Origin of the sequence: Streptomyces sp. MBT65 (genome assembly GCF_016612545.1) — a bacterium.
Classification (GTDB): Bacteria; Actinomycetota; Actinomycetes; order Streptomycetales; family Streptomycetaceae; genus Streptomyces.
Genome location: NZ_JAENRY010000005.1, coordinates 1 through 25,181 on the forward strand (window position 1 = coordinate 1; position 25,181 = coordinate 25,181).

Below are 25,181 nucleotides of genomic sequence, written 5' to 3' on the forward strand. Positions count from 1 at the left end.
GCGCCACGGCGTCCGCGAGGTCATGCGCCGCCTGCCGCCCGGATGCCGCGGCGCGCGCCGGGCGGCAGGCGGCGCATGACCTCGCGGACGCCGTGGCGCAGGCGGTGGTCGGCGGTGGTGCGCAGCAGGAGTCGGCGGGTGGTGCCGATCCGGCCGGGAGTGCCGACGGCGAGCCGGAGTTGGCCGCCGGGGCCGGCCCAGGTGGGCGAGACGAGGCGCGCGGGCGCGCCCACGGCGACGGTGCCGAGGAGGATGCGGGCGCTGCCCGGGGTGGCGGCCAGCCGGGGACGGCGGCCGACGCCCAACAGCTGCGCGCTGGCCCAGACTTGATAGGCGCCGGGTCCCATGGGCGCGTCACCGGAGAGGGTCAGCGGGTCGATGACCGTCTCACCGGCGACCACGACCCGGTGCCGACCGCCGCCGAGCGGTTCCAGCGCCGGGGTCAACTCCCCGTCGGGGTACCACCAGTGGTTGTCGGCGGTGTCGTGCACGACGAGTTCCCCGTACGCGTACGAGAAGGGGTCCGGGACCTCCCAGTCCTCGGCTCCCCTGATGCCGTCCAGGAGTTCGGGGTCCAGCAGCATCCGCCCGCCGCGCTCCACGACGGTCAGCGGCTCGCCGTCGGCCCGGACCATGCCGACCCGGCTCCGGATCACCAGCCTGCCGTTCCGCCAGCGCATGTCCTCCACCTCGACCCGCGCCCTGATCTGCTCGGTGCGGCGGGCGAGTTCGACCAGGGAGTCCAGCCGCCCCCGCACGAGCAGCTCCGCCCGCAGCCGGCTGATCGCCGGAAGTCCCTCGCTCACCCCCGGCGGATAACTCGTCATCGCCATCCTGCGGACGGTGGTGAAGTACTCCTCCAGATCCTTCCCGGTACGCCGCAGCACCCGCGGCTCGCTCACCGGCCGCAACAGCTCCACCCGGTACGAACGGCGCAGCAGCCGGTCCTGGAGATCGCCGGGCGGGGTGCCCTCCTTGATCGCCTCGACCACATTGCCCAGGTGGCCGTAGTAGTCGTCGGCGGTGATCCGGCGACTGCTGTTGTTGCCGCCGTCCTCCCGCCGATTCCATTGGTAACAGGGGTAGTTGCCGAGTATCGACACCGTCCTGGCCCGTACGTAGGTGCGCGCCATGAACAACTGGTCCTCCAGCCGGACCCGCCCCTCCGGGAAACGGATCCCGTGCTCCCGCAGGAACTCCCGGCGGAACATCTTGTGCGGCGTCAGACTCTCGAAGAGCGGCGCGTCGGCGGCGGTGCACCGCTCGACCGTCCGCTTGAACACGTTGCTGGGCCCCTGCATCGTCCCGTGCACCTTGCCCAGCACGATGTCCGACCCGTTCCGCTCCGCCAGGGCGTACAGCCGCTCCAGCGCCTCGTACGACAACTCGTCGTCCTGGTCGACGAATTGGACGTACTTCCCCTTGGCCCGGTCCACCCCCACGTTCCGCGGCTTGCCCGGCCAGCCGGAGTTCTCCTGCCGGAAGACCCGGACATGCGCGTGTTCCTCGGCCAGCCGCCCGAGCCGCTCGGCGGAGTCGTCCGTCGACCCGTCGTCGACATACACCACCTCGTACGCGTCCGCCCCCAGGCTCTGGTTGACGAGCGACGGCGCACAACGGTCAATGTAGGAACCGGCGTTGTACACGGGCACGACAACGCTTACCTTGATCAAAACATCCCCCCCGGGACAAGTGCGGTTTCCCTACGAGACACTTGTTGTTGGGGATTAGTTGTACGGCTCTTGGTGTGCGCCTTACGGAACGTGCCCGCCGTACGGGACGTGCGAGCGTCCGGCGGATCGCCCTCCGCCCGCCGCCGTCAGCCGCCGCCGTCCAGATCGGTCCGCTGCCGCAGCACCCGCAGTTCGTGGCCGTCGAGTTCCATCTCGTACACCTTGCCGCGCGCGTTCTCGAACGGACGGTGCAGGATCATCGTCAACTGCCCCTCGAACGTGCGGAACAGCATCCCGTGCCCGCTGTCCTCCCGCACCAGCGGCCGCCGCTGTTGCCAAGGCCCTTCTATCGCACCGGACTTGGAGACGGCGTAGGTCTGGACGTACCCACCGGTGAGGGTGCCGTCCGCGCCGGGCACGTTCTTCTCGTACGTCGACCACAGCATGAGCAGCGACCCGTCGGGGGTGCGGTACACCTGCGGTCCGTCCGTGACGTAGGGCGGGAGTTGGTGCGGCACGCCGGCCGGGATCTCCTCGCCGATCCAGGGCGCGTCCGAGGCCTTGAACAGGAAGACGGGGTCGCCGATCGTGCCGGTGAGGTCCGGGGCCAGCCGGATCGCCTCCATCGTGCCGTCGACGGTCTGCAGCCACTCGTGCGCGTACACCATCCACGGCTGCCCGGACGGGTCGACGTACAGCGTGCCGTCCAGGGTCATGAGGTGCCCGGGCGGGGTGGGGCGTGCGGGGTCGACCGACGTGAAGGGGCCCAGCAGTGATTCGGACACGGCCGTGATCGTGCCGCGCCGATGGTTCGCGAGCCGGAACGGCGTGCCCCACCGGCCGGTTGGAGGCACCGGAAGCGGGCTGTCCTCGTCGTGCAGCGTGGTGAACAGGTAGTACCGGCCGCCCCACGCGTGCACCTCCGGCGCCCAACCCCCGTCGCTCGCCCACGGATTGGGCTGCTCCGCCGCCCGGAACACCACGACCGGACGCGTCCACTCCCGCAGGTCACGGCTGCGGTAGACCATCGTGCCGACGCCCTCCACACCCGACACGGACGGGTCGTTGGACGTGTAGAGGTGATAGGTGCGGGTCGTGTCGTCGGCCACGACGAACGGATCGTGCAACGGCATGTCGGGAAGCAGCATCGGCTCGCCCACGGGATCGGTCGCCATGGAGTCACCGTAGGTCCCATGAACCCCGTGCGCATCACCGCTGTCGGGCGAAAAACGCTTGGACCGCACGGGCGTCGGCGCGGGACACTGCCACTTCTGGCCTGTGCACATACCGGGCCGTCATCGATATCACGGGGTGGGGATGGGATCGCCTGAATCGCGGGACGTCGGGCCGCGCAAGGGCTCGGTGTTACTCGCTCTTCGCTACTACGGACGGGAGTCGCTCCGGCTGCGCCGGTGGACCGCGCCCGCCACACTGCTGCCCGCGCTGGGCAACATCGGAATCAACTACATCGCACCGCTGATCGTCGCCAAGCTGGTCGGCCGGATCGCGGGCGACGCGGACATCAGCGTCCGTACGACACTGCCGTACGTCCTCGGGTTCGCCGGAGTCCTGCTGCTCGCCGAGGTGTTGTGGCGCCTGGGACTGCACTGTCTGAACCGGCTGGACGCGCTCGGCATCGAGCACCTCTACGTGATCGGCATGGACGAACTCTTCGCCAAGGACGCCGCGTTCTTCCACGACAACTTCGCCGGGTCCCTCACCAAGCGGGTGTTGAGCTTCGCCTCCCGCTTCGAGGAGTTCGTCGACACGATGACGTTCCAGGTGGTGGGCAGCCTGGTGCCGCTGCTGTTCGGTTCCGTCGTGCTGTGGCGCTACGAACCGCTGCTCGTCGTGGGCCTGTTGGCGATGATCGCGCTCACCGCCCTGGTCGTCGCGCCCCTCATCCGGCGCCGCCAGGCACTCGTCGACCTGCGCGAGGAGGCCATCGCCCGGGTCTCCGGCCATGTCGCCGACAGCCTGATGAACATGGACACGGTCCGCGCGTTCGCCGCCGAGGAACGCGAGGCCGCCGAACACCGGTCCCGCGTAGCCCAGTCGAGGCGGCTCACGCTGCGCTCCTGGGACTACGGCAACCTCCGCATCGACACCCTGGTCGCACCGCTCTCCGTGCTCACCAACGCGCTCGGACTGCTGCTCGCGGTGGCCCTCGGCGGCGGAACTCACGGCGTGGAGGCGGTGGTTGTGGCCTTCACGTACTACACGAACGCGACCCGGATCATGTTCGAGTTCAACCAGATCTACCGGCGCCTGGAAAGCTCGATGACCGAAGCCGCCCAGTTCACCGAGCTGTTGATGGCACCGCCCACCGTCGTCGACCCGGTCTCGCCCGAGCCCCTGCGGACCCGGGCCACCGACGTCCGCTTCGAGAACGTGACCTTCGCCCACGCGGGCGCGGACACCCTCTTCGACGGACTCGAGCTGACCGTCCCCGGCGGCACGAAGGTCGGCCTCGTCGGCCGGTCCGGCGGCGGCAAGACCACCCTCAGCCGACTGCTGCTGCGGATGACCGACATCGACGCCGGCCGCATCATGATCGGCGGCCAGGACATCAGCAGACTGCGCCAGACCGACCTGCGCAGCCTGATCGCCTACGTGCCGCAGGACCCGGCGATGTTCCACCGCACCCTGCGCGAGAACCTCACCTTCGCCCGCCCCGACGCCACCGAGGCCGAGGTCCGCCGGGCGGCCGAGGCCGCGCACGTCACCGAGTTCGCCGACGCGCTGCCGGACGGCTTCGAGACGATGGTGGGGGAGCGGGGGGTGAAGCTCTCCGGCGGCCAGCGCCAACGCGTCGCCCTCGCCCGGGCGATCCTGCGCGACGCCCCGATCCTGCTGCTCGACGAGGCCACCAGCGCCCTCGACTCCGAGAGCGAGATCCTCGTCCAGGAGGCGCTGTGGCGGCTCATGGAGGGCCGCACCGCACTCGTCGTCGCACACCGGCTGAGCACCGTCGCCGGCATGGACCGCCTCGTCGTCCTCGACCGCGGCCGGATCGTCGAACAGGGCACGCACCAGGAGCTGTTGGCGGCCGAGGGCGCCTACGCGAAGCTGTGGCTGCACCAGTCGGGCGGCTTCCTCGACGAGAGCCCGGAGCAGGCCGCCGACCTGCACTGACGGCCCGAACACGGTCCCGGTTCCCGGGACTTCGGCCCGGCCCGCTGGACAACCGGTTTCTAGCACACCGCGTTCCAGCGCCGTCTCATCGAGGTTACCCAGTCTTTTCGAAAGTTCGCCCAAGGTCTTGACGCCGTTTCCAAGCCGGAAGAAGCTCTGCCCCAACGCGTGACAACCGGTTTCTATTGGAGGTGGTGCGGTCATGCACCCACGTGCTGGTGCTCCCCTGAGCCGCCGACGATTTCTCGCCCTCTCGGCAACCGGTGCGGGTCTCGGCGCGGCGGCTCTGAACGGCTGCGCCCTCCAGGTCTCGACCGGGGTGAGCGGAGCGGGGGAGACCGTGACGGTGATGGTCAAGGACGGGGACATCACCACCGACCAGGTCACGCAGGCCTACAAGGACATCGGCATCAAGATCCACCTGGTGCGCTACGACCTCACCAAGCTCATCGCGATGATGACCACCGGCGCCCCACCGGACCTCGTGCGCGGTGTCGGCGCCGTGGACGCCCCGTACTTCGCCGCCCGGGACGTGGCGGAGAACCTCGATCCGTACTTCGCCGCGAGCGGCGTTCTCAGGGCCGGCGACCTGGATCCGGTCAACGACCTGTGGCGCTACGACGGCCGCACCCAGGGCAAGGGCCCGCGCTACGGCATGGCGAAGGACTTCTCCCAGGACTCCATGTACTGGTACAACACCGAGCACTTCGACAAGGCGGGCGTCGCGCACCCGCCGGAGACCGAACCGGTCACCTATGAACAGTGGTTGGCGGACGCCGAACGGCTCACGCGGCGCAGCAACGGGCAGACGACCGTCTTCGGCGGCAGCTACAACGGGCTCAGCGCCCCGGGTCTGCTCGTCGGCCTGACGGCCGCCGCGGGCGGCAGCCTCTTCAGCGACGACTTCTCCCGGGTCGACTTCACCACCCCCGAGGCCCGCAGGGCGCTGGCCTGGTACATCGACTACTGCCGGGCCAGGGTCGGCCCGAGTCTGATCCAGCCCGACCCCAACGGGTGGGACGGGCCCACCTACCAGGCCGGCCGGATGGCCATGGCGGGTGACGGCTACTGGCTCGGCGGCATGATCGACACCGACAGGAAGCTGGCCCGGGTGTCGCGGCTCGCCCCGGCCCCGGTCTTCGCGGGTGGCCCACGGCTCAGCCCCTGCCAGGGCGGCACCGGCCTGTGGATGCCGAAGAAGGCCCGCAACAAGGACGCCGCCTGGCGGGTCTTCGAGTGGTTCTTCGGCGAGGAGCCGGCCAAGGCGCGCGCGTCGAGCGGCTGGGGCATCCCGAGCCTGAAGTCTCTGAGATCACTGATGCCCACTCAGGAGCCGTACCAGAAAAAGGCGTTGAGAGTGCAGAAGGCCGAACTGAGGCACTTCTCGGTGACAGCGTTCACGCCCTACGCAACGGTGGACGCTCTCGCCGCCCTCTTCAACCAGGCCGCCCCCGCGGCGATGTCGGGCGGGATCTCCGTCGACACCCTCGCGGGCCGGCTGAACTCGTCCATGAACGAGCAGCTCGAACGCGGTAAGGAGCAGGTGGCATGACGGTCGATCAGATCACCTCGGCCACGGACCGGCCGGGACCGGCCGCGCGCGCCGAGCGGGCCCGGGCGACCCGGCAGCCCCGGACCACCGCGACCGGGCGCAGACACCGGGCGTTCTACCTGTTCACCTCGCCCTGGATCGCCGGGTTCCTGCTGCTGACGGTCGTCCCCATGGCGTACGCGCTGTGGCTGAGCTTCACCACATACGACGGCATCTCCCCGCACTGGCACTACGTCGGCCTCGGCAACTACCGCGAACTGTTCTCCGACGCGGTGACCTGGCACGCCCTGGGCCGCACCGGACTGTTCGCGGTGACCTCGGTCCCGCTGTCGATCGCGGCCGGACTCGGACTCGCGGTCCTGGTCAACCGGCCGTTGAAGGCGCGTGGTCTGTTCCGCACCCTGCTCTATCTGCCCGCTGTGGTGCCGCCGGTCGGCGCGGGCATCGCCTTCAAGCAGCTCTTCGACCAGAACTCCGGTGCCGCCAACGGGGTGTTGAACATCTTCGGCGTCAACGCCCTTGGCTGGCTGGCGGATCCGTACGCCCGCTACGTGCTGCTGATGAGCGTGCTGTGGACCGCCGGAAACGTCATGATCATCTCGCTGGCCGGACTCCAGGACGTGCCTCGTGAACTCCATGAGGCTGCCCGGATCGACGGGGCGAGCGCCTGGCGGACCTTCCGCAGCATCACCGTGCCGCTGCTGTCGCCGGTGCTGCTCTTCCAGACCGTGACCGGCGTGATCGCCTCGGTGCAGACCATCATGCCCCTGCTGCTGGCACCCGACGGCACCACGGGCGGTGTCACCGCGATCCCGCAGTCCACCTACCTCTACATGATGCACGTGTTCGCGGAGTACTTCGCGCTCGGTCGCTACGGCTACGCCTCCGCACTGCTGTGGGTGCTCTTCGTCCTGATCCTCGTCGTGACCGGACTCATCTTCAGGTTCACGTCCGGCGTGGTCTTCTACAACGTCGACCCGGAGGCCAAGAAGTGAGCGCCACCAGCCCGTTCACGAAGTCACCGGTCCGCGTGCGGGTCAACCGCCTCGTCCTCTACACCGCCCTGGTCGCGATCACGGGCCTGTTCCTCGGCCCCTTCGGCTGGCTCGTCCTGGCCGGTCTGAAGACCCCGGCCGAACTCGCCGCCTCGCCTGTGCACTGGCTGCCCCACCCCGTCCAGTGGCACAACTTCGCCGACGCCTACCGGCTCATCGACTTCCTCGGCTACGCCCGCAACTCCCTGATCATCGCGACCATTTACGCGACTCTCGTCACCCTCAGCGCGGCCTGGGTCGGCTTCGGATTCGCCCGCCTCTCCGCGCCCGGCAAGAAGACCCTCTTCGGCATCCTGCTCGGCTCGATGATGCTGCCCCAGATGATCACCCTGCTGCCGACCTACCTGATCTTCGCCAAGCTCGGCATGGTCGACACCTACTGGCCGTGGGTGCTGTGGGGGCTGGCCGCGACGCCGTATCTCGTCTTCCTCTTCCGGCAGTTCTTCGCCGGACTGCCCCGCGAGCTGGAGGAGGCCGCGATCGTCGACGGGTGCGGCTACGCCACCATCTTCTGGCGGATCTTCCTGCCGCAGTCCTGGCCGGTCCTCAGCGCCAGTTTCGTGATCGCGTTCACCTGGACCTGGGGTGACTACATAGCCCCGCAACTCCTGCTGTCCACCGACCGCACCACCCTCGCGGTCGCCGTCATGTCCACCTACGTCACCTCGGCCGGCACCCCCGTCGCCGACCTCCAGGCCGCGGCCTCCGTGATGTACGTCGTACCGATCCTCCTGATCTTCCTCGTCGCCCAGCGCGGGTTCGTCGCCGGGATGTCGACGAGCGGCCTCAAGTAGCCCCTCTTTTCGCCCTGTTGCAAGGAGTCGCACCATGAACACGCCCCTGTCCCGTCGTACGGCCCTCCAGGCCGCCGGTGCCACCGCGCTCGCCGCCGGTCTGACCGGGCTGACCGCCACGGCGGCGCACGCCGGTGGCGGCCACAACTCCCGCCCCGAGCTGGTCACTTACCCGCGCCCCGCGACCATGCCGACGAACACCAGCTTCCAGGTACGGGTGCGCACCGCCCCCGACGGCGCGTGGCAGACCCTCGACATCTACCGGCCGCAGTTCGAGGAGATCAACGCCACCACCGGGTCGGGCAAGGTCTACAGCTCGTCGATGGCGTACTTCGACTTCAACGGCTCGGTGGAGATCGAGGTGACGTACCTCAAGGGCGGCACCACCAAGGCCCGGGTGAGACCGGACGTGCTGGGCATCAAGCCCGAACTCCTCGGCGACACCCTGCGGTTCACCCTCGACGAGCCCAAGGACGTCGTCGTCCAGATCAACGACGAGATCTTCGACGCCCTGCATCTGATCACCAACCGCGTCGAGCACCACGCCCCGTCCCCCGACGACCCGGACGTCATCTACTTCGGCCCCGGCGTCCACACCGTCACCGGCAACGTCCTCCTGGTCCCCAGCGGCAAGACCGTCCACCTCGCGGGCGGCGCCGTCCTGACCGCACAGGTCTACTTCAAGGACGTGGAGAGGTCCCGCCTCACCGGCCACGGAGTGCTCTACAACAACCCCGGCGGCGCGATCCTCTGCGAGGGCAGCAAGAACATCCGCGTCGAGAACGTCATCATCCTCAACCCGTCCGGCTACGCGGGCACGTTCGCGGAGAGCGACAACGTCCACATCAAGAAGGCGCGCGCGTTCAGTTCGAAGGGCAACGGCGACGGATTCGACGTCTTCTCCTCGACCGGGATCACCTTCGACGGCTGCTTCATGCGCAACTCGGACGACTGCATCGCCATTTACTGCCACCGCTGGAACTACTACGGCGACACCCGCGACATCACCGTCAAGAACTGCACCCTGTGGGCGGACGTGGCGCACCCGATCAACGTCGGCACGCACGGCAACACCGACGCGCCCGAGACGATCGAGAACCTCGTCATCAAGAACATCGACATCCTCGACCACCGCGAACCCCAGATGAACTACCAGGGCTGCATCGCCCTCAACCCCGGCGACTCCAACCTGATCAAGAACGTCCGCATCGAGGACGTGCGGATCGAGGACTTCCGCTGGGGCCAGGTCATCTACATGAAGGTGATGTTCAACCCGAAGTACAACACCTCGGTCGGCCGCGGCATCGACGGCGTCTACGTCAAGAACCTCAGCTACACGGGCACCCACGCCAACCCGTCGCTCTTCCTCGGCTACGACGCCGAACACGCCATCACCAACGTCACGTTCGAGAACCTGGTGATCAACGGGCTGGTCGTCGCCGACTCGATGAAGAAGCCGAGTTGGTACTACACCACCGACGCCATCCAGTGGTTCTACAACGAGCACGTCACCAACCTGAAGTTCCTCACCACCGCCGAGGCCGAGGCGGCCGCCGCGTCATGAGTGCCCCCGCACCGAGCCGCCGGGGCTTCCTCGGCGGCACCGCGGCCCTGCTGCTGGCCTCCGGCGCGAGCGGACTGCTCGTGCCCGGCCGGGCCGCCGCCCAGGACGCCACCGAGGTGACCTTCACCCACCCCGGCCTGCTGCACACCACCGACGACCTCGCCCGCATGAAAGCGGCGGTCACCACCAAGCAATCCCCGGTCTACGACGGCTACTTGGCGCTCGCGGCCCACGCCCGCTCCTCCGCGTCGTACGCCGTGCAGAACACCGGCCAGATCACCACCTGGGGCCGAGGCCCCGCCAACTACCAGAACCAGGCCGTCGCCGACTCGGCCGCCGCCTACCAGAACGCCCTCATCTGGTCCGTCACCGGCGACACCGCACACGCCGACAAGGCCCGCGACATCCTCAATGCCTGGTCCGCCTCGCTCACCGCCGTCACCGGAGCCGACGGCCCGCTCGGCGCGGGCCTCCAGGCCTTCAAGTTCGTCAACGCGGCCGAACTCCTGCGCCACACCGGCTACGACGGCTGGAGCGCCGCCGACATCGCCCGCTGCGAGGACTCCTTCCTCCGCGTCTGGTACCCGGCGCTCTCCGGCTACACCCTCTACGCCAACGGCAACTGGGACCTGACGTCCCTTCAATCCCTCCTGGCCATAGGCGTGTTCTGCGAGGAACCCACCCTCTTCCACGACGCGCTCCGCTTCGCCGCGGCCGGCGCCGGCAACGGCAGCGTCCTCCACCGCATCGTCACCGCCGCCGGCCAGGGCCAGGAGAGCGGCCGGGACCAGGGCCACGAACAACTCGCCGTCGGCCTCCTCGCGGACGCGGCGCAGGTCGCCTGGAACCAGGGCATCGACCTCTGGGGCTTCGACGACAACCGCATCCTCGCCAACGTCGAGTACGCCGCCCGCTACAACCTCGGCGGCGACGTCCCCTTCGTCCCCGACCTCGACCGCACCGGCAAGTACATCAAACTGACCGTCTCGGCCACCTCGCGCGGCACCCTGCCACCCATCTACGAGATGGCGTACGCGCATTACTCCGGTGTGCGCGGCCTGGACACCCCGTACACGAAAAATGCCGTCTTCCGCGGCACCGGCGGCACCCGGATCGTCGAGGGCAGCAACGACGACCTGCCGAGCTGGGGCACCTTCGCCTACGCCGGGGCCATCGCATTGAAGCCGACTGTGCCGACACCACCGGCCGGTGTCACGGCCGTGGGCAACGACCGTTCCGTGCAGGTGAGTTGGTTGCCCTCTACCTGGGCCGACTCCTACACGGTCCTGCGGGCGACCGACGTGGACGGCCGCTACGAGAAGATCGCGGCCGGGGTCGGCCAACCGACGTACAGCGACCGGGACGTACACGCCGGACGGGCGTACTACTACACGGTCACCGCCTCCAACACCCTTGGGGAGAGCGGTAGTTCGGCATGGGCGGCAGCCGCCGCAGGTCTCCCCGGACCCTGGTCGACCCAGGACGTGGGGGACATGAAGATCCCCGGTTCCACCACCTTCGACGGCGAGCGCTTCGTCCTGGAGGCGAGCGGCACCGCCGACACCTACCGGCTCGTCCACCTCCCGCTGCGCGGCGACGGCACGGTGACCGCGCGGATCGTGTGGCCGGTCAGCTCGCAGTACTCCAAGATCGGCGTCACCGTCCGGGCCTCCCTCGACGCGGACGCGGCACACGCCTCGATGCTCATCCAGGGGCTGCCGCTGCACACCTGGAGCGGGGTGTTCTCCACCCGGCCCGCTGCCGGCGCCGAGGTCTCCGCGACCGGCAGCACGCCCGTACCGCCCTCGCAGCAACAGGCGATCACGACGTCGGCCGCCTTCCCGATCTCCAGCCTCGGCACCCTGCCCGAGTCGGCGACCCCGCTGGAGGCCCCGTACGTCGAGGGCGCGGGCGACGGCTACCGGCTGCGGAAGCCCTACTGGGTGCGGGTGACCCGGAAGGGCGCGCGCTGCACCGGCGCCATCTCGCCGGACGGCGACCACTGGACCGAAGTCGGCGTGTCCGACGTCGAGTTGGGGCGCACCGCGTACGCGGGACTCGCCCTCACCTCCTGCCTCGGAGTCGACGAGGACTACGCCGAGACCGGCACCGGCGCCTTCGACAACGTCAGCGTGACGTCCGTGAAAGGCACGGTCTGGCAGGTGCCCCGCCCGGCCCGCACCGCCACCGACCTGCGGGCCGAATCCGGGGCCGACGCCGTCGAGTTGGCCTGGAGCGACCCGGACCTGTCCGCCGAGTACACGGTCCTGCGCGCCACCCGCGCGACCGGGCCGTACCGGACCCTCGCCACCCGCGTCGGCCCGGTCGGCTTCGGCACCCGCGTCCGGTACACCGACGCAACAGGGACGCCCGGAACGACGTACCACTACACGGTCGCGAAGACCAACGCCGGTGGACACGGGCCGCGTTCGGCACCGGCGCGGGCCGAGATGCCGACCCCTTCCGCTCCCCAACTCACCTCCGCCACCGCCGTGTTCACCAACCAGGGTGCCGACCTCCGGTATCTGCTGCGTGCCTCGCACGAGCCCGTGCGGTTCACCGCGGACGGGCTCCCCACCGGTCTGCGTATCGACCGGCGCACCGGGCTGGTCTCCGGAATCCCCACGGAGACAGGGGAGTTCACGGTCGCGACGACCGCCTCCAACGCCTCCGGCACCGCGACCGGCACCCTCGCCCTCACGGTGGGCACCGCCCCGCCCGCGCCGTGGACGTACGGCGATCTCGGTGACACCGTGCTCGACGACCGTGCCTTCGGGACGCTGGGCGTGGTGGCGATCACCACGCCGGGCAGCACGTCGTACGACGGCGGGACCTTCACCGTGCGCGGCGCGGGCGTCGACCTGAACGCCAACGGCCAGGGAATGACAGGGCAGTTCGTACGGCGGCCGGTCAGCGGTGACTGCGAGGTCGTCGCCCGGCTCGTCTCCCGGACCGGTGTCACCACCGACCGGGTCGGGCTGCTCATGGCGAAGTCGCTGTCGCCGTTCGACCAGGCGGCGGGCTTGATCGTCACCGGCGGGACCACCGGCCAGCTCCTGCTCCGCAGGACCGTGGCCGGTGCCTCCGCCTTCACCGGTGGCGCCACCGTCACCCTCCCCGCCCTGCTGCGGCTGAAGCGCGTCGGGACCGCGTTCAGCGCAGCCCTGTCCACCGATGACGGTGTCACCTGGACCCCCCTCGCCGACGGAGAGATCCCCGGCTTCGGTGACGCCCCTTATCACGTCGGCCTGGTGGTCTGCTCGCGCAGTCAACCGGTCCGCTGCACCACGGAGTTCGACGAGGTGAGCATCACGCCCACCTGATCCTCCACGGATTGGAGATGCACAGCAATGAGCCGCACTTCCCCCCACGAGCACCTCCGCAGCACAGAGTTGAGCCGCCGCGGTCTGTTGAGGACCGCCGGCGGGCTCACCGCGGCCGTCGCCCTCGGCGGCGCCACCGTGGCCACGACCGCGCACGCGGCCCCGGCCACCTTCACCCACCCCGGCATGCTGCACAACGCCGGAGACATCAACCGGGCCAAGGTCAGGGTCGCGGCGGGAACCGACCCCTGGCTGTCCGGCTGGAACAGGCTGATTGCCAACTCCCATGCGCAGTCCACCTGGACGAACCGGGCGACGGCCACGATCGTCCGGGGCGGCGACGGCCAGAACTACAGCCTGCTCTACAACGACATCGCCGCCGCCTACCAGAACGCCCTGCGCTGGAAGGTCGGCGGCACCGAGGCGAACGCCGTGTGCGCCGCGAACATCCTCAACGCCTGGTCGACCACGCTGACTACGGTCACCGGCAACGCCGACCGGTTCCTCGCGGCCGGCCTCTACGGCTGGCAGTTCGCCAACGCCTGCGAACTCATGCGGGACTACAGCGGGTTCAACCTGTCTGCTGCCCAGCAGATGCTGGCGAACGTCTTCTACCCGCTCAACAACAGCTTCCTCACCAACCACAACGACGCCTGCATCACCAACTACTGGGCCAACTGGGACCTCTGCACCATGGCCTCGATCCTGGCCATCGGCATCCTCAACGAGGACAGCGCCAAGTACGACCAGGCCGTCACGTACTTCAAGTCCGGTGCGGGCAACGGCTCGATCGCGCACGCCGTGCCGTACCTGTACACCGACTCGGACGGCTACGCGCTCGGCCAGTGGCAGGAATCCGGCCGCGACCAGGGGCACACCGTCCTCGGCATGGGCCAGATGGGCGCGATCTGCGAGATGGCGTGGAACCAGGGCGACGACGTGTACTCCTACGACAGCCGCCGCTTCATGAAGGCCGCCCAGTACGTCGCGAAGTACAACAGCGGCGGCGACGTGCCCTTCACCACCTACACCTGGGGCACCGGGCAGAGCTGCGCCTCGTCCTCCCAGACGGTGATCTCCGCCGCCTCGCGCGGCCAGATCCGGCCGGTGTGGGCGATGCTCCATTTCCACTACAACCGGCGGATCGGCCTCGACGACAAGTACATCTCGGCCATGTACTACGACCTCGTCGCGCCCGAGGGCGGGGGAGGTGACTACGGCTCCGACAGCGGCGGCTACGACCAGCTCGGTTTCGGCACGCTGATGTACGCGAAGTAGTGGCGCGAGGCGTCCACGGACCGGGCCTGTGGTGCCCGGTCCGTGGACGCCCTCTTGACCTCCAGCGGCGCCGGATCGACACTCCAGTAGGGAATCCTAGTGAACAGGTAGGGAAACATGGGGCGCCTTGAGCCGGTCACCACCACTCGCGTGGACCGTTCGCCCCTTCTGACCTCCCGCCGTCACATCGATCTGCTGCGGGTCTGCAGCGCCATGAACCCACTGCGCTGAGCCCCTCCACCGCTCGACGACGCTTCCGCCGCGCGTACGTCCACGCGCCCGTACCCGGGGAGTCCCATGTCCGTAACGCCTCTCGCCGCCGTCCCCTCACCCCGATCCGCGCCTCAGTTCCGGGGCCGGATCGGGAGCGACGCGCGCAGCGGGCACTACGCCGTGCCGCGCCGCTACCGCCTCCATCTGTCCACCGCCTGCGCCGACGGCCTGCGCATCGCCGTCACCCACAGCCTGCTCGGCCTCGACGAGAGCTGTCCGGCCGTGTTCCTGTCCGCCGTACCCGACTGTCCGAGTGGTGGACACTCCGCGCTGCGTCCGCTCTACGAGGCGAGCGCGCACCGCTACTCCGGACCGGCCGCCGCGCCGGTGCTCAGCGACGACTGGTCCGGCCGGATCGTCAGCACCCACGCCCCCGACATCATGCGCGACCTCGCCCGGCACTTCGGCGAGTGCGGGCCCCAGCTGTACCCGTGCGGCGCCGAGTCGGAGATCGAGGCCGTCGAGCGGCTCTGCGCGCAGGGCATCGAGGACGCCGCGCAGCGCGCCGGCGCGGCCGGTGGCGAGCAGGAGGAGCACGAGGAGGCGCTCGGTCGACTGCTGGAGACGCTGGGCTCGCTGGACCGCTGGCTGGACGGCCGCGAGCACATGATCCGGGACGAACTCACCGCCGCCGACGTCGAGTTGTGGGTGTCCCTGGTCCAACTCGACACCGTGCACCGCTATCACCTGGACGCCGCCGCAGTGCAGCGCATCGCCGACCACCCCCACCTGTGGGCCTACGCGCGCCGGCTGGCCGCCCACCCGGCCTTCGGCGCCCACCTCGACCTCGACGGCATCGCCCGCCGCCACCACGCCCGTTGCCGGGGCCTGGAGGCCGCCGGCGCCGCTGTCCAGATCCTGGACTGGGCAGCGCACGCGGCGGACGAAACGGGAGCTTGCCGCAGTTGAGCGGGGTCTCGGCCGTCCGAGTGCTGGACAGGCATTGACATCCGTTCGGACAATTGTCTTAACTTGCGAACCAGAACGGTCATGAGTGTCAGCGACAAGCCCTGGCTTGCTGACCGGCAACCCTCGCACGCGGTGGGGTGCCCCAGGTGACGACCGGACCGGATGACGTTTCGGTAAGCGCGAGGCCCTGCGGGGCCGGAACAGTGACGGGTGACGGACATGTACGCAGCTCTCCGGACGGCGACACGCCGCTCCCCGGGCTGCGTACAGCTGTGCACGAACCCGCTGGTCGCCGACCGCGCCGTCGACCTGCTCCGCGTCAACAGCGCACTGTGTAGCACGTGTACCGCTTCGGGCTTCGCCCGCTGTCGAGGCTGACGACTCCTCCTCGTAGTCCTCGCGTCCCGCGTTCCTGACGAACACCGCCCGTGCGGTGTGCCGTTGTCCGCCCAGCCCCCGGTCCCGTGCGTTTCCCGCCGTGTGCGTCGCGCCAGCCACGCCCAGGTGTCGCGACCCGGGGTGTCCGACTTCCGCCGGAGCCCTCCATGAGTGAACCCCCAGGCACCACCGTGTCCCTGGCCGACGCCCCCGCAGCCGACGCCCCGTCAAAACCCCTCACCGCACAGCGGGTTCAGCCGCTGCGCCGGCCCGGCCGGTGGATCGTCACGCTGGTCGTGCTGGTGGTGGTCGCCCAGTTCGTCCACGGACTGGTCACCAACTCCTTCTACCAGTGGGACCGCTTCGGCTACTGGTTCCTGCGCCCGACGATCCTCGACGGACTCGTCATAACCCTCGAAGTGGCGGCGCTCAGCGCGGTGTTGGGCCTCCTCGGCGGCATCCTGCTCGCCCTGGCCCGACTCTCGAAGAGCCCGGTACTGCGCGCGGCGAGCTGGACCTACGTATGGGCCCTGCGCTCCATCCCGCTCATCGTGGTGCTGATCTTCCTCTACAACTTCAGCGCCCTGTACCAGACGCTCAGCATCGGCGTCCCCTTCGGCCCCGCCTTCTTCTCCTTCGACGAGTCGAAGCTCGCCACCGACATGGCCGTGGCTGTGGTCGGCCTCAGCCTCAACGAGGCGGCGTACGCGGCCGAAGTGGTCCGCGGCGGCATCCTCTCCGTCGACCAGGGCCAGCACGAGGCGGCCTCCGCCCTCGGCCTGCCGAAGAGCTACCAGTTCCGCAGGATCGTCTTCCCGCAGGCACTGCGCTCCATCACCCCGAACTACGTCAACCAGCTGATCGGCCTGATCAAGAGCACCTCACTGGTCTTCTACGTCTCGCTGCTCGACCTGTTCGGCTCCGCGCAGACGATGGGCTCGACCTACCCCGGCGACATCGTGCCGCTGCTCCTGGTCGTCACCGTCTGGTACCTGATCCTGACCAGCGTCGTGTCCGTCATCCAGTTCTACGTCGAACGGCACTACGCCCGGGGCGCCACCCGCAACCTGCCGCCCACCCCGATCCAGAAACTCCGCGCCGGTGTCACCGATCTGCGGGCCCGCATCCGCAGGGAGACCGCGATATGACCGCGAAGACCGCCGAACCGCTCGCGGACATCACCCCCGCCGCCGTGGAAGTGCACGACGTGCACAAGTGGTACGGCGCCCACCGGGTCCTGGACGGCGTCGACCTCACCGTGCGGCCCGGCGAGGTCACCGTGATCCTCGGCCCGTCCGGCTCCGGCAAGTCCACGCTGCTGCGGGTCATCAACCACCTGGAGAAGCCCGAGATCGGCTACGTCAGCGTCAACGGCGAACTGATCGGAGTGAAGCAACAGGGCGGAAGGCTCAAGGAGTTGAGCGAGCGCGCCATCCTCACCCAGCGCGCCCGGATCGGGTTCGTCTTCCAGAACTTCAACCTCTTCCCGCACCTGACCGTCCTCGACAACGTGGCCGCCGCCCCCGTCGCCACCGGCAGGCTCGGCAAGCCCGAAGCCCAGGAACTGGCAAGGGAGTTGCTCGGCCGCGTCGGTCTCGCCGAGAAGACCGGCGCCTACCCCAGGCAGCTCTCCGGCGGCCAGCAGCAGCGCGTCGCCATCGCGCGCGCCCTCGCCCTGCGCCCCGGCGTGATCCTCTTCGACGAGCCGACCTCCGCCCTCGACCCCGAACTCGTCGGCGAAGTCCTCGCCGTCATCAAGGACTTGGCGACCAGCGGCACCACCCTCGTCATCGTCACCCACGAGATCGGCTTCGCCCGCGAGGTCGCCGACCGGGTGGTCTTCATCGACGGCGGAAAGATCGTCGAGCAGGGCCCGCCGCACGAGGTCCTCGACAAGCCACAGCACGAACGGACCAGGGACTTCCTCAGCAAGGTCCTCTGAGCCCGACCCGCAGTTTCGACAACCCTGAACACCGAGCCTAGGAACAGCCATGTCTACGCCCAGCCTTCGCAGCAGAATCACTCGCGGACTCACCGCGGGAACCGTCCTCGCCTCCCTCGCCGGTGGTCTCGCGGCCTGCGGCGGCGACAGTGACGCGGCCACCACGTCCGGCAACGCCGCCTCCGGCACGGTCACCGTGGGCGCGCTCTCCCTCGGCGCCGCCAAGGAAGCGACGCTCAAGGTCGCCGAAGTGAAGTCGATCAGCGCCGAGTTGCCCAAGGCGATAGCGAAGAGCGGCAAGCTGGAGATCGGCGTCGGCTTCCTGCCCGCCGGCTCCCCGCCGCTCGGCTACGTCGGCTCGGACCAGAAGACCCTCACCGGTTCGGAGACCGACATCGCCCGCCTGGTCGCCGCCGTCCTCGGCCTCAAGCCCGAGCTGAAGAACTCCACGTGGGAGAACCTCTTCATCGGCCTCGACAGCGGCAAGGTCAATGTCGCCTTCTCCAACGTCACCGACACCGAGGAGCGCAAGGCGAAGTACGAGTTCGCCTCCTACCGCGAGGACAACCTCGGCTTCGCGGTGAAGGCCGACAACTCCTGGAACTTCGACGGCAATTACGAGAACCTCGCCGGCAAGACCGTCGCCGTGGGCGCCGGCACCAACCAGGAGCGGATCCTCCTGGAGTGGAAGAAGAAGCTGGCCGCCGAGGGCAAGAAGGCGCTCACGGTCAAGTACTTCCAGGACAACAACAGCACCTACCTCGCGCTGGCCTCCGGAAAGATCGACGCCTACCTCGCCCCGAACCCCTCGGTCGCCTACCAGGTCTCCTCGACCAAGGGCACGGCCAAGGCGGTCCGCAACGCGGGCACCTACTCCGGCGCCGGATCCTCCCTCCAGGGCCTGATCGCGGCCACCGCGAAGAAGGACAGCGGCCTGGCCAAGCCGCTCGCGGACGCCATCAACTACCTGATCAAGAACGGCCAGTACGCCAAGTGGCTGGCCGCCTGGAACCTCTCCAACGAGGCCGTCGCCAAGTCCGAGGTCAACCCGCCCGGACTGCCCCTCAGCGACTCCTGACCCACCCTCTCGGCCAGGGGACCCCGCCGCGTCACGACGGGGTCCCCACCCGCGCGACCAGTACTGGAGCCGTCACCCGATGTCTTCCACCGCCAGTATCGAAACCACCACGTCCCATGTCCTGGACAACCCCGCCTGGGCCGCGCTCACCGGCCCGCACGCCCACTTCGCCGAGCGCGTCGGCCGCGCCGCCCGCTACCCCGTCGACGTCGCCGGCTTCAACGCCATCACCGACAACGACGACCCACGCGCCTGGGCGGACCTTGCCGCCCTCGTCGGTCCCGGCGGCTCGGCCGCGGTGCGCGGGGTGAGCGATACCCCGGACGGCTGGGAGATCGTCCGTTCCGGACAGGGTGTCCAGCTCGTGGACACCGGGCTGCGCGCTGAACCCGACCCCGAGGCCGTCCTCCTCGGCCCCGACGACGTCCCCGAGATCCTCGACCTGGTCGCCCGCACCGAACCCGGTCCCTACCTGCCCCGCACCGTCGAACTGGGCACCTACCTCGGCATCCGCCACGACGGCCGGCTCATCGCGCTCGCCGGTGAGCGCCTCCACCCGCCCGGCTGGACCGAGATCAGCGCGGTGTGCACCGACCCCGACCACCGCGGCCGGGGCCTCGCCACCCGCCTGGTCCGCGCCGTGGCCGCCGGCATCAAGGAACGCGGCGAGCGCCCCTTCCTGCACGCGGCGGCCAACAACACCAACGCGATCCGCCTGTACGAGTCGATCGGCTTCACACTGCGCGCCCGTACGGTCTTCTCACTCGTCCGGTACATCGGTCCGACTGCCGCCGCCGATCCGGAAGAAACGGTGTAGCCGTGCCGTTGCCCCTAAAGAAGCCGGATTCCGTGGAGGTGGAGCACATGTGTGGCGCCCACGTTCTCCATGTGCGACTCACCACACGGCAGCACATAGATCTGCTGCGTGTCGCCGGCGCGCTCTGTCGCCCCTGACCCGTTGCCCCAGCCGCCGTGCGCCCGCTTCCTCGGGCCGGCGATCTCGTACGGACCTCCAGGAAGGCACCACTCGTGTCATCGACCTCCCCTTCTCCGCTGCATCTCGCCGTCGCCCTCGACGGCACCGGCTGGCACCCGGCCTCCTGGCGTGAGCCGGGGGCCCGGCCCCGGGACCTGTTCACCGCCGGGTACTGGGCCGACCAGGTCGCCGAGGCCGAGCGCGGTCTGCTCGACTTCGTGACCTTCGAGGACGGCCTCGGCCTCCAGTCCTCGTACTACGGCGAACTGGACGGCCGTACCGACCAGGTCCGCGGCCGCCTCGACGCCGTACTCGTCGCGGCCCGCATCGCACCGCTCACCAGCCACATAGGCCTGATCCCGACGGTGGTGTCCACGCACACGGAGCCGTTCCACATATCCAAGGCGATCGCCACCCTCGACTACGTCAGCACCGGCCGAGCCGGTGTACGGGTGCAGCTCTCCGCCCGGCCGCACGAGGCCGACCACTTCGGCCGCCGCACCTTCGAGCCGATCAGCCTGGAGAGCCTGCGGACCGAGGCCGGACAGCAGCGGCTCACCGAGCACTTCGACGAGGCCGCCGACTACATCGAGGTCGTGCGCCGCCTCTGGGACAGCTGGGAGGACGACGCCGAGATCCGGGACATCGCCACCGGCCGCTTCGTCGACCGCGACAAGCTGCACTACATCGACTTCGAGGGCCGGCACTTCAGCGTCAAGGGCCCCTCCATCACGCCCCGGCCGCCGCAGGGCCAGCCGATCGTCAGCTCCCTGGCCCACCAGACGGTCCCGTACCGGCTGGTGGCCCGCGCCACCGACATCGGCTACGTCACCCCGCACGACACCGACGACGCACGCGCGATCGTCGCCGAGATCCGCGCCGAGCAGGACGCGGCGGGCCGCGCCGACGAGCCGCTGCACATCTTCGGCGACCTGGTGGTCTTCCTCGACGACGACGAGGCAACAGCGGTTGCCCGCCGCGAGCGCCTCGACGCCCTCGCGGGGGAGCCGTACACCAGCGACGCCCGGATCTTCGCCGGTACGCCCGCCCAACTCGCCGATCTGCTCCAGGAGTTGCAGTCGACCGGGCTGACCGGCTTCCGGCTGCGGCCCGCCGTCGCCGGACACGACCTCCCGGCGATCACCCAGGGCCTGGTCCCCGAACTCCAGCGCCGGAACGCCTTCCGCCGCGCCTACGAGGCCGACACCCTGCGCGGACTGCTGGGGCTCGCCCGCCCCGCCAACCGCTACGCCGCTGCCGCAGCCACCGCCTGAGCCGGAGGACCGTACGACATGAGCAAGCCCCTGAAGCAGATCCACCTGGCCGCCCACTTCCCCGGTGTCAACAACACCACGGTCTGGAGCGACCCCGCGGCCGGCAGCCACATCGAGTTCAGCTCCTTCGCGCACTTCGCGAAGACCGCCGAACGCGCCAAGTTCGACTTCCTCTTCCTCGCCGAAGGCCTGCGGCTGCGCGAACAGGGCGGAAAGATCTACGACTTGGACGTGGTCGGCCGCCCCGACACCTTCACGATCCTTGCCGCGCTCGCCGCCGTCACCGAGCACCTCGGCCTGACCGGCACCATCAACTCCACCTTCAACGAGCCCTACGAGGTGGCCCGCCAGTTCGCCAGTCTCGACCATCTCTCCGACGGCCGCGCGGCCTGGAACGTCGTCACCTCCTGGGACGCGTTCACCGGCGAGAACTTCCGCCGCGGCGGCTTCCTGCCGCAGGACGAGCGCTACTCCCGGGCCAAGGAGTTCCTCGCCACCACCAACGAACTCTTCGACTCCTGGCACGGCGACGAGATCGTGGCCGACCAGGCGAGTGGCGCCTTCCTGACCGACGCCAAGGCCGGGGCCTTCGTCCACCAGGGCCAACACTTCGACATCCAGGGCCAGTTCAACGTCCCGCGCTCCCCGCAGGGCCGCCCGGTGATCTTCCAGGCGGGAGACTCCGACGAGGGCCGTGAGTTCGCCGCGTCGAGCGCCGACGCCATCTTCAGCCGGTACAGCACCCTCACCGAGGGCCAGGCCTTCTACACCGACGTCAAGTCCCGCCTCGCCAAGTACGGCCGCAGGTCGGACCAGTTGCTGATCCTCCCGGCCGCGACCTTCGTGCTCGGCGACACCGACGCCGAGGCGGAGGACCTCGCGAAGGAGGTGCGCCGCCAGCAGGTCAGCGGTGCCACGGCCATCAAGCACCTCGAGTTCGTCTGGAACCGGGACCTGTCCGGCTACGACCCGGAGGGCCCGCTGCCCGACATCGACCCGGACGTCAGCGAGAACCACATCTCCAAGGGCCGCGCCCAAGTACGCATGTACCGCGACCCGTTGGCCACCGCCCGCGAGTGGCGCGAGCGGGCCGCCGCCAACAACTGGTCCATCCGCGACCTGGTCATCGAGACCGGCAACCGGCAGGCCTTCATCGGCTCCCCGTCGACGGTCGCGAAGACCATCAACGACTTCGTGCAGGCCGACGCCAGCGACGGCTTCATCCTCGTCCCGCACATCACGCCGACCGGACTCGATCCGTTCGCCGACAAGGTCGTCCCGCTGCTTCAGGAACAGGGCGTCTTCCGCACCGAGTACGAGGGCCCGACCCTGCGCGACCACCTCGGCCTGGCTCACCCCGACGAGGTGCGCGAGGAACGGGCGGCCTCGTGAAGTTCCTCGCGATCACCCTCATCGTCCACCGCCCCGACCCGATCACGGGTGTACAGAAGTCGACCCACGAGCGCTTCCGTGAGGTCCTCGACAACGCGGTGCTGGCCGAGGAGTTGGGCTTCGACGGCTTCGGCGTGGGGGAGCGGCACGAGCGCCCCTTCATCTCCTCCTCGCCGACCGTCGTCCTCAGCCACGTCGCCGCGCTCACCCGCCGCATCCGCCTCTTCACGGCGGTCACCACGCTGAGCCTCCTCGACCCGGTGCGCGCCTACGAGGACTACGCCACGCTCGACCACCTCTCCGGCGGACGCCTCGACCTGATCATCGGGAAGGGCAACGGCACGGCCCAGCGCGAGCTGTTCCACGTCACGCCCGAGGACCAGTGGGAGCGCAACGCCGAGAGCTACGAGGTGTTCCGGCAGCTCTGGCGCCAGGACAAGGTGACGGCGAAGACGCGCTTCCGTCCGGAACTGAAGGACGCGGAGGTGTGGCCGAAGCCGTACCAACAACCCATCCGGGTCTGGCACGGCAGTGCGACGAGCAAGGAGAGCGTCGACCTGGCCGCCCGCTACGGCGACCCGCTGTTCTCCGCGAACGTCACCAACCCCATAGAGCCCTATGCCGAGTTGATCCGCTACTACCGGGAGCGCTGGGAGCACTACGGCCACGACCCGGCGGACATCGCGGTCGGCGCCGGCACGGCGGGCCTCTACGTAGCTCCCACGACCCAGGAGGCGGTGACCGCCTACCGTCCGGTCTTCGAGAGCAACCTCGCCTTCCAGAAGCAGGTGGGCCTGCCCATCGTCTTCGAGACCCTGGAGGACTACGTCGAGCGCAGCTCCGCGCTGATCGGCAGCCCGCAGCAGGTCATCGACAAAGTGCACCGCTATCACGAGCAGTTCGGCCACACGGTCCTCCATCTCCACGCGGACGCCAGTGGCTTGACGGACCGTCAGCACCGGGACTCGCTGGAGCTGTTCCAGTCGGCGGTGACTCCAGTGCTGCGCAAGGACATCCCGGACCCGCCGTTCGCCTGGGGCCCGGTATTGCCGGAGGCGTCCACCAGTGAGGAGCCCGCGCATGCCTGACATCCCTCTCGGTGTCCTCGACCTGGTCCCGATCTCCTCCGGCTCCAGCGCGCCCCAGGCGCTGCGCAACTCCATCCAACTCGCCCAGCGGGCCGAGGAGTTCGGCTACGCCCGCTACTGGTTCGCCGAGCACCACCTCAACCCGGGCGTGGCGGGCACGTCCCCCGCGGTCGTCCTCGCGCTGACGGCCGCCGCGACCTCCACCATCCGGCTCGGCTCCGGCGCCGTCCAACTCGGCCACCGCACCGCGCTGTCCACGGTGGAGGAGTTCGGCCTGCTCGACGCGCTGCACCCCGGCCGCTTCGACCTGGGTCTGGGCCGATCCGGGGGCCGACCCTCGCCTCCGCTCCCGTCGGCGACCCCGGTCGTCGACGGCCGGGCCCCCAACGGGCTGCGCATCCCGCCCCGTTTCTCCTTCGAGTTCCTCCTCGGCTCACCCAGGATCGCCCTCCAACGCAAGCTGCTCCTGCTGCCCAACGCCGAGTCCCAGGAGTACGGCGAGCAGATCGACGACGTCCTCGCGCTGCTGGCCGGCACCTACCGCTCCCCGGACGGCGTCGAGGCGCACGTCGTACCCGGCGAGGGCGCCGACGTCGAGCTGTGGATCCTGGGCAGCAGCGGTGGCACCAGCGCCGAGGTTGCGGGCCGCAACGGCCTCCGCTTCGCGGCGAATTACCACGTCAGCCCCGCCACCGTCCTTGAGGCGGCGGACGGTTACCGTGCCGCCTTCCAGCCCTCCGACGTCCTCGACAAGCCGTACGTCAGCGTGTCTGTGGACGTCGTAGTCGCCGAGGACGACTCGACGGCCCGCGAACTCGCCACCGGCTACGGCCTGTGGGTGCGCTCCATCCGTACGGCGCGAGGCGCCATCCAGTTCCCGACCCCCGCCGAGGCACGCGCCCACGTGTGGACGGACGAGGACCGCGCGTTGGTCCAAGACCGCATCGACACCCAGTTCGTCGGCTCACCCGCCCGAGTCGCCGACCAACTGGAACAACTCCAAGAGGCAACGGACGCCGACGAGTTGCTCATCACCACCATCACCCACGCCCATACGGACCGAGTCCGCTCGTACGAACTCCTCGCCCAGGAATGGCGCCGCCGGGGTCACTCCGCCCAGTCGAGCTGATGCTCCGGGGTCCCCACGGAACGCCCGTACGCAACCGCTTCGGCGCGGCCCGCTTCGTCGCCGCGCCGATAGCGGAACACCTTCCGGGCGAAGACGACCACGTGCTCATCGCCGACCGTGAAGTCGGCGTACCAGCCGTTGGCCGGCTCCAGAGCGGCGGCGAGCGCGTCCGCGATCTGCCCTGAGACACTGTCGTCGTCGGTCTCCCACTCGACGAACGTCCAGGCGTCGGGCTGCCCGGCCGTCGCACTCGCCGAGTTGTCGACCCGCTCGACCTTGCGGATGCGCAGCCCGTGCGGCGCGAACACGGCACCAGGGCGCAGGCTCTCACCGAGAACGTAACCCGTGATCATGACCCGTCTCCTTCT

General features: G+C 69.5%; 21 protein-coding genes and 1 riboswitch. Of the genes, 18 read left to right on the forward strand and 3 right to left on the reverse strand.

What is annotated here, in order from left to right; genetic code table 11:
- Positions 1–20: 20 nt before the first annotated feature.
- Together JHN63_RS02545 and JHN63_RS02550 are read right to left on the reverse strand one after the other, a co-directional pair.
- A complete protein-coding gene (locus JHN63_RS02545; protein WP_200676989.1) occupies positions 21–1,652 on the reverse strand; it encodes a glycosyltransferase family A protein in 1,632 nt (543 codons plus the stop codon).
- Between the two features lie 167 nt (positions 1,653–1,819).
- Positions 1,820–2,848, reverse strand: coding sequence for a glycoside hydrolase family 43 protein (locus JHN63_RS02550; RefSeq protein WP_200676990.1), 1,029 nt, complete (start codon positions 2,846–2,848; stop codon positions 1,820–1,822).
- Positions 2,849–2,990: 142 nt separating this feature from the next.
- Between JHN63_RS02550 and JHN63_RS02555 the strand changes: the two genes are divergently transcribed.
- From JHN63_RS02555 to JHN63_RS02630, 18 genes are all read left to right on the forward strand, one after another.
- Positions 2,991–4,808, forward strand: coding sequence for an ABC transporter ATP-binding protein (locus JHN63_RS02555; protein ID WP_200676991.1), 1,818 nt, complete (start codon positions 2,991–2,993; stop codon positions 4,806–4,808).
- 202 nt (positions 4,809–5,010) lie between these two features.
- Entirely contained in the window at positions 5,011–6,360 is a 1,350-nt protein-coding gene (locus JHN63_RS02560) for an extracellular solute-binding protein (RefSeq protein WP_200676992.1), read from the forward strand.
- Entirely contained in the window at positions 6,357–7,355 is a 999-nt protein-coding gene (locus JHN63_RS02565; RefSeq protein ID WP_200676993.1) for a carbohydrate ABC transporter permease, read from the forward strand. The genes JHN63_RS02560 and JHN63_RS02565 overlap by 4 nt, the downstream gene beginning before the upstream one ends.
- Entirely contained in the window at positions 7,352–8,209 is an 858-nt protein-coding gene (locus tag JHN63_RS02570) for a carbohydrate ABC transporter permease (protein WP_200676994.1), read from the forward strand. Before JHN63_RS02565 ends, JHN63_RS02570 begins: the two co-directional genes overlap by 4 nt.
- A gap of 34 nt (positions 8,210–8,243) precedes the next feature.
- Entirely contained in the window at positions 8,244–9,773 is a 1,530-nt protein-coding gene (locus JHN63_RS02575) for a glycosyl hydrolase family 28 protein (RefSeq protein ID WP_200676995.1), read from the forward strand.
- Positions 9,770–13,096 carry an alginate lyase family protein gene (locus JHN63_RS02580; RefSeq protein ID WP_200676996.1) on the forward strand — a complete coding sequence of 1,109 codons (3,327 nt, stop codon included), beginning with the start codon at positions 9,770–9,772 and terminating at the stop codon, positions 13,094–13,096. The genes JHN63_RS02575 and JHN63_RS02580 overlap by 4 nt, the downstream gene beginning before the upstream one ends.
- 27 nt (positions 13,097–13,123) lie before the next feature.
- On the forward strand, positions 13,124–14,374 hold the full coding sequence (locus JHN63_RS02585) for an alginate lyase family protein (RefSeq protein ID WP_200676997.1): 1,251 nt from the start codon (positions 13,124–13,126) through the stop codon (positions 14,372–14,374).
- 117 nt (positions 14,375–14,491) lie between these two features.
- Positions 14,492–14,605 (forward strand): putative leader peptide, encoded by a 114-nt coding sequence (locus JHN63_RS54555; protein ID WP_374222882.1) that lies wholly within the window; start codon positions 14,492–14,494, stop codon positions 14,603–14,605.
- A gap of 66 nt (positions 14,606–14,671) precedes the next feature.
- The gene (locus JHN63_RS02590) at positions 14,672–15,556 is read left to right on the forward strand and encodes a glutathione S-transferase C-terminal domain-containing protein (protein ID WP_200676998.1); all 885 of its coding nucleotides are present in this window, start codon (positions 14,672–14,674) and stop codon (positions 15,554–15,556) included.
- Between the two features lie 77 nt (positions 15,557–15,633).
- A riboswitch (SAM riboswitch) is annotated at positions 15,634–15,742 on the forward strand.
- A gap of 359 nt (positions 15,743–16,101) precedes the next feature.
- A complete protein-coding gene (locus JHN63_RS02595) occupies positions 16,102–17,082 on the forward strand; it encodes an amino acid ABC transporter permease (RefSeq protein ID WP_200676999.1) in 981 nt (326 codons plus the stop codon).
- Entirely contained in the window at positions 17,079–17,876 is a 798-nt protein-coding gene (locus JHN63_RS02600; protein WP_200677000.1) for an amino acid ABC transporter ATP-binding protein, read from the forward strand. Before JHN63_RS02595 ends, JHN63_RS02600 begins: the two co-directional genes overlap by 4 nt.
- 49 nt (positions 17,877–17,925) lie before the next feature.
- Entirely contained in the window at positions 17,926–18,954 is a 1,029-nt protein-coding gene (locus tag JHN63_RS02605; protein ID WP_200677001.1) for an ABC transporter substrate-binding protein, read from the forward strand.
- A gap of 79 nt (positions 18,955–19,033) precedes the next feature.
- Positions 19,034–19,771: a GNAT family N-acetyltransferase gene (locus tag JHN63_RS02610; RefSeq protein WP_200677002.1), complete on the forward strand. Its 738-nt coding sequence runs from the start codon at positions 19,034–19,036 to the stop codon at positions 19,769–19,771.
- A gap of 47 nt (positions 19,772–19,818) precedes the next feature.
- Positions 19,819–19,908 carry a putative leader peptide gene (locus JHN63_RS54560; RefSeq protein WP_374222884.1) on the forward strand — a complete coding sequence of 30 codons (90 nt, stop codon included), beginning with the start codon at positions 19,819–19,821 and terminating at the stop codon, positions 19,906–19,908.
- 75 nt (positions 19,909–19,983) lie between these two features.
- Positions 19,984–21,204 (forward strand): LLM class flavin-dependent oxidoreductase, encoded by a 1,221-nt coding sequence (locus JHN63_RS02615; RefSeq protein ID WP_200677003.1) that lies wholly within the window; start codon positions 19,984–19,986, stop codon positions 21,202–21,204.
- An 18-nt stretch (positions 21,205–21,222) separates the two neighbouring features.
- A complete protein-coding gene (locus tag JHN63_RS02620; protein ID WP_200677004.1) occupies positions 21,223–22,596 on the forward strand; it encodes an NtaA/DmoA family FMN-dependent monooxygenase in 1,374 nt (457 codons plus the stop codon).
- Entirely contained in the window at positions 22,593–23,684 is a 1,092-nt protein-coding gene (locus JHN63_RS02625; RefSeq protein WP_200677005.1) for an LLM class flavin-dependent oxidoreductase, read from the forward strand. The genes JHN63_RS02620 and JHN63_RS02625 overlap by 4 nt, the downstream gene beginning before the upstream one ends.
- A complete protein-coding gene (locus JHN63_RS02630) occupies positions 23,677–24,813 on the forward strand; it encodes an LLM class flavin-dependent oxidoreductase (protein WP_200677006.1) in 1,137 nt (378 codons plus the stop codon). Before JHN63_RS02625 ends, JHN63_RS02630 begins: the two co-directional genes overlap by 8 nt.
- Here JHN63_RS02630 and JHN63_RS02635 read toward each other — a convergent pair.
- Entirely contained in the window at positions 24,792–25,166 is a 375-nt protein-coding gene (locus tag JHN63_RS02635) for a hypothetical protein (RefSeq protein WP_200677007.1), read from the reverse strand. The genes JHN63_RS02630 and JHN63_RS02635 overlap by 22 nt on opposite strands.
- Between the last annotated feature and the right edge of the window lie 15 nt (positions 25,167–25,181).

Coding starts and splice junctions, on each gene's coding strand:
- JHN63_RS02555 (WP_200676991.1), top strand. CDS start 2,991: ATGGGATCGCCTGAATCGCGGGACGTCGGGCCGCGCAAGGGCTCGGTG.
- JHN63_RS02580 (WP_200676996.1), top strand. CDS start 9,770: ATGAGTGCCCCCGCACCGAGCCGCCGGGGCTTCCTCGGCGGCACCGCG.
- JHN63_RS02565 (WP_200676993.1), top strand. CDS start 6,357: ATGACGGTCGATCAGATCACCTCGGCCACGGACCGGCCGGGACCGGCC.
- JHN63_RS54555 (WP_374222882.1), top strand. CDS start 14,492: ATGGGGCGCCTTGAGCCGGTCACCACCACTCGCGTGGACCGTTCGCCC.
- JHN63_RS02595 (WP_200676999.1), top strand. CDS start 16,102: ATGAGTGAACCCCCAGGCACCACCGTGTCCCTGGCCGACGCCCCCGCA.
- JHN63_RS02600 (WP_200677000.1), top strand. CDS start 17,079: ATGACCGCGAAGACCGCCGAACCGCTCGCGGACATCACCCCCGCCGCC.
- JHN63_RS02605 (WP_200677001.1), top strand. CDS start 17,926: ATGTCTACGCCCAGCCTTCGCAGCAGAATCACTCGCGGACTCACCGCG.
- JHN63_RS02560 (WP_200676992.1), top strand. CDS start 5,011: ATGCACCCACGTGCTGGTGCTCCCCTGAGCCGCCGACGATTTCTCGCC.
- JHN63_RS02610 (WP_200677002.1), top strand. CDS start 19,034: ATGTCTTCCACCGCCAGTATCGAAACCACCACGTCCCATGTCCTGGAC.
- JHN63_RS02550 (WP_200676990.1), bottom strand. CDS start 2,848: ATGGCGACCGATCCCGTGGGCGAGCCGATGCTGCTTCCCGACATGCCG.
- JHN63_RS54560 (WP_374222884.1), top strand. CDS start 19,819: ATGTGTGGCGCCCACGTTCTCCATGTGCGACTCACCACACGGCAGCAC.
- JHN63_RS02620 (WP_200677004.1), top strand. CDS start 21,223: ATGAGCAAGCCCCTGAAGCAGATCCACCTGGCCGCCCACTTCCCCGGT.
- JHN63_RS02575 (WP_200676995.1), top strand. CDS start 8,244: ATGAACACGCCCCTGTCCCGTCGTACGGCCCTCCAGGCCGCCGGTGCC.
- JHN63_RS02630 (WP_200677006.1), top strand. CDS start 23,677: ATGCCTGACATCCCTCTCGGTGTCCTCGACCTGGTCCCGATCTCCTCC.
- JHN63_RS02590 (WP_200676998.1), top strand. CDS start 14,672: ATGTCCGTAACGCCTCTCGCCGCCGTCCCCTCACCCCGATCCGCGCCT.
- JHN63_RS02585 (WP_200676997.1), top strand. CDS start 13,124: ATGAGCCGCACTTCCCCCCACGAGCACCTCCGCAGCACAGAGTTGAGC.
- JHN63_RS02635 (WP_200677007.1), bottom strand. CDS start 25,166: ATGATCACGGGTTACGTTCTCGGTGAGAGCCTGCGCCCTGGTGCCGTG.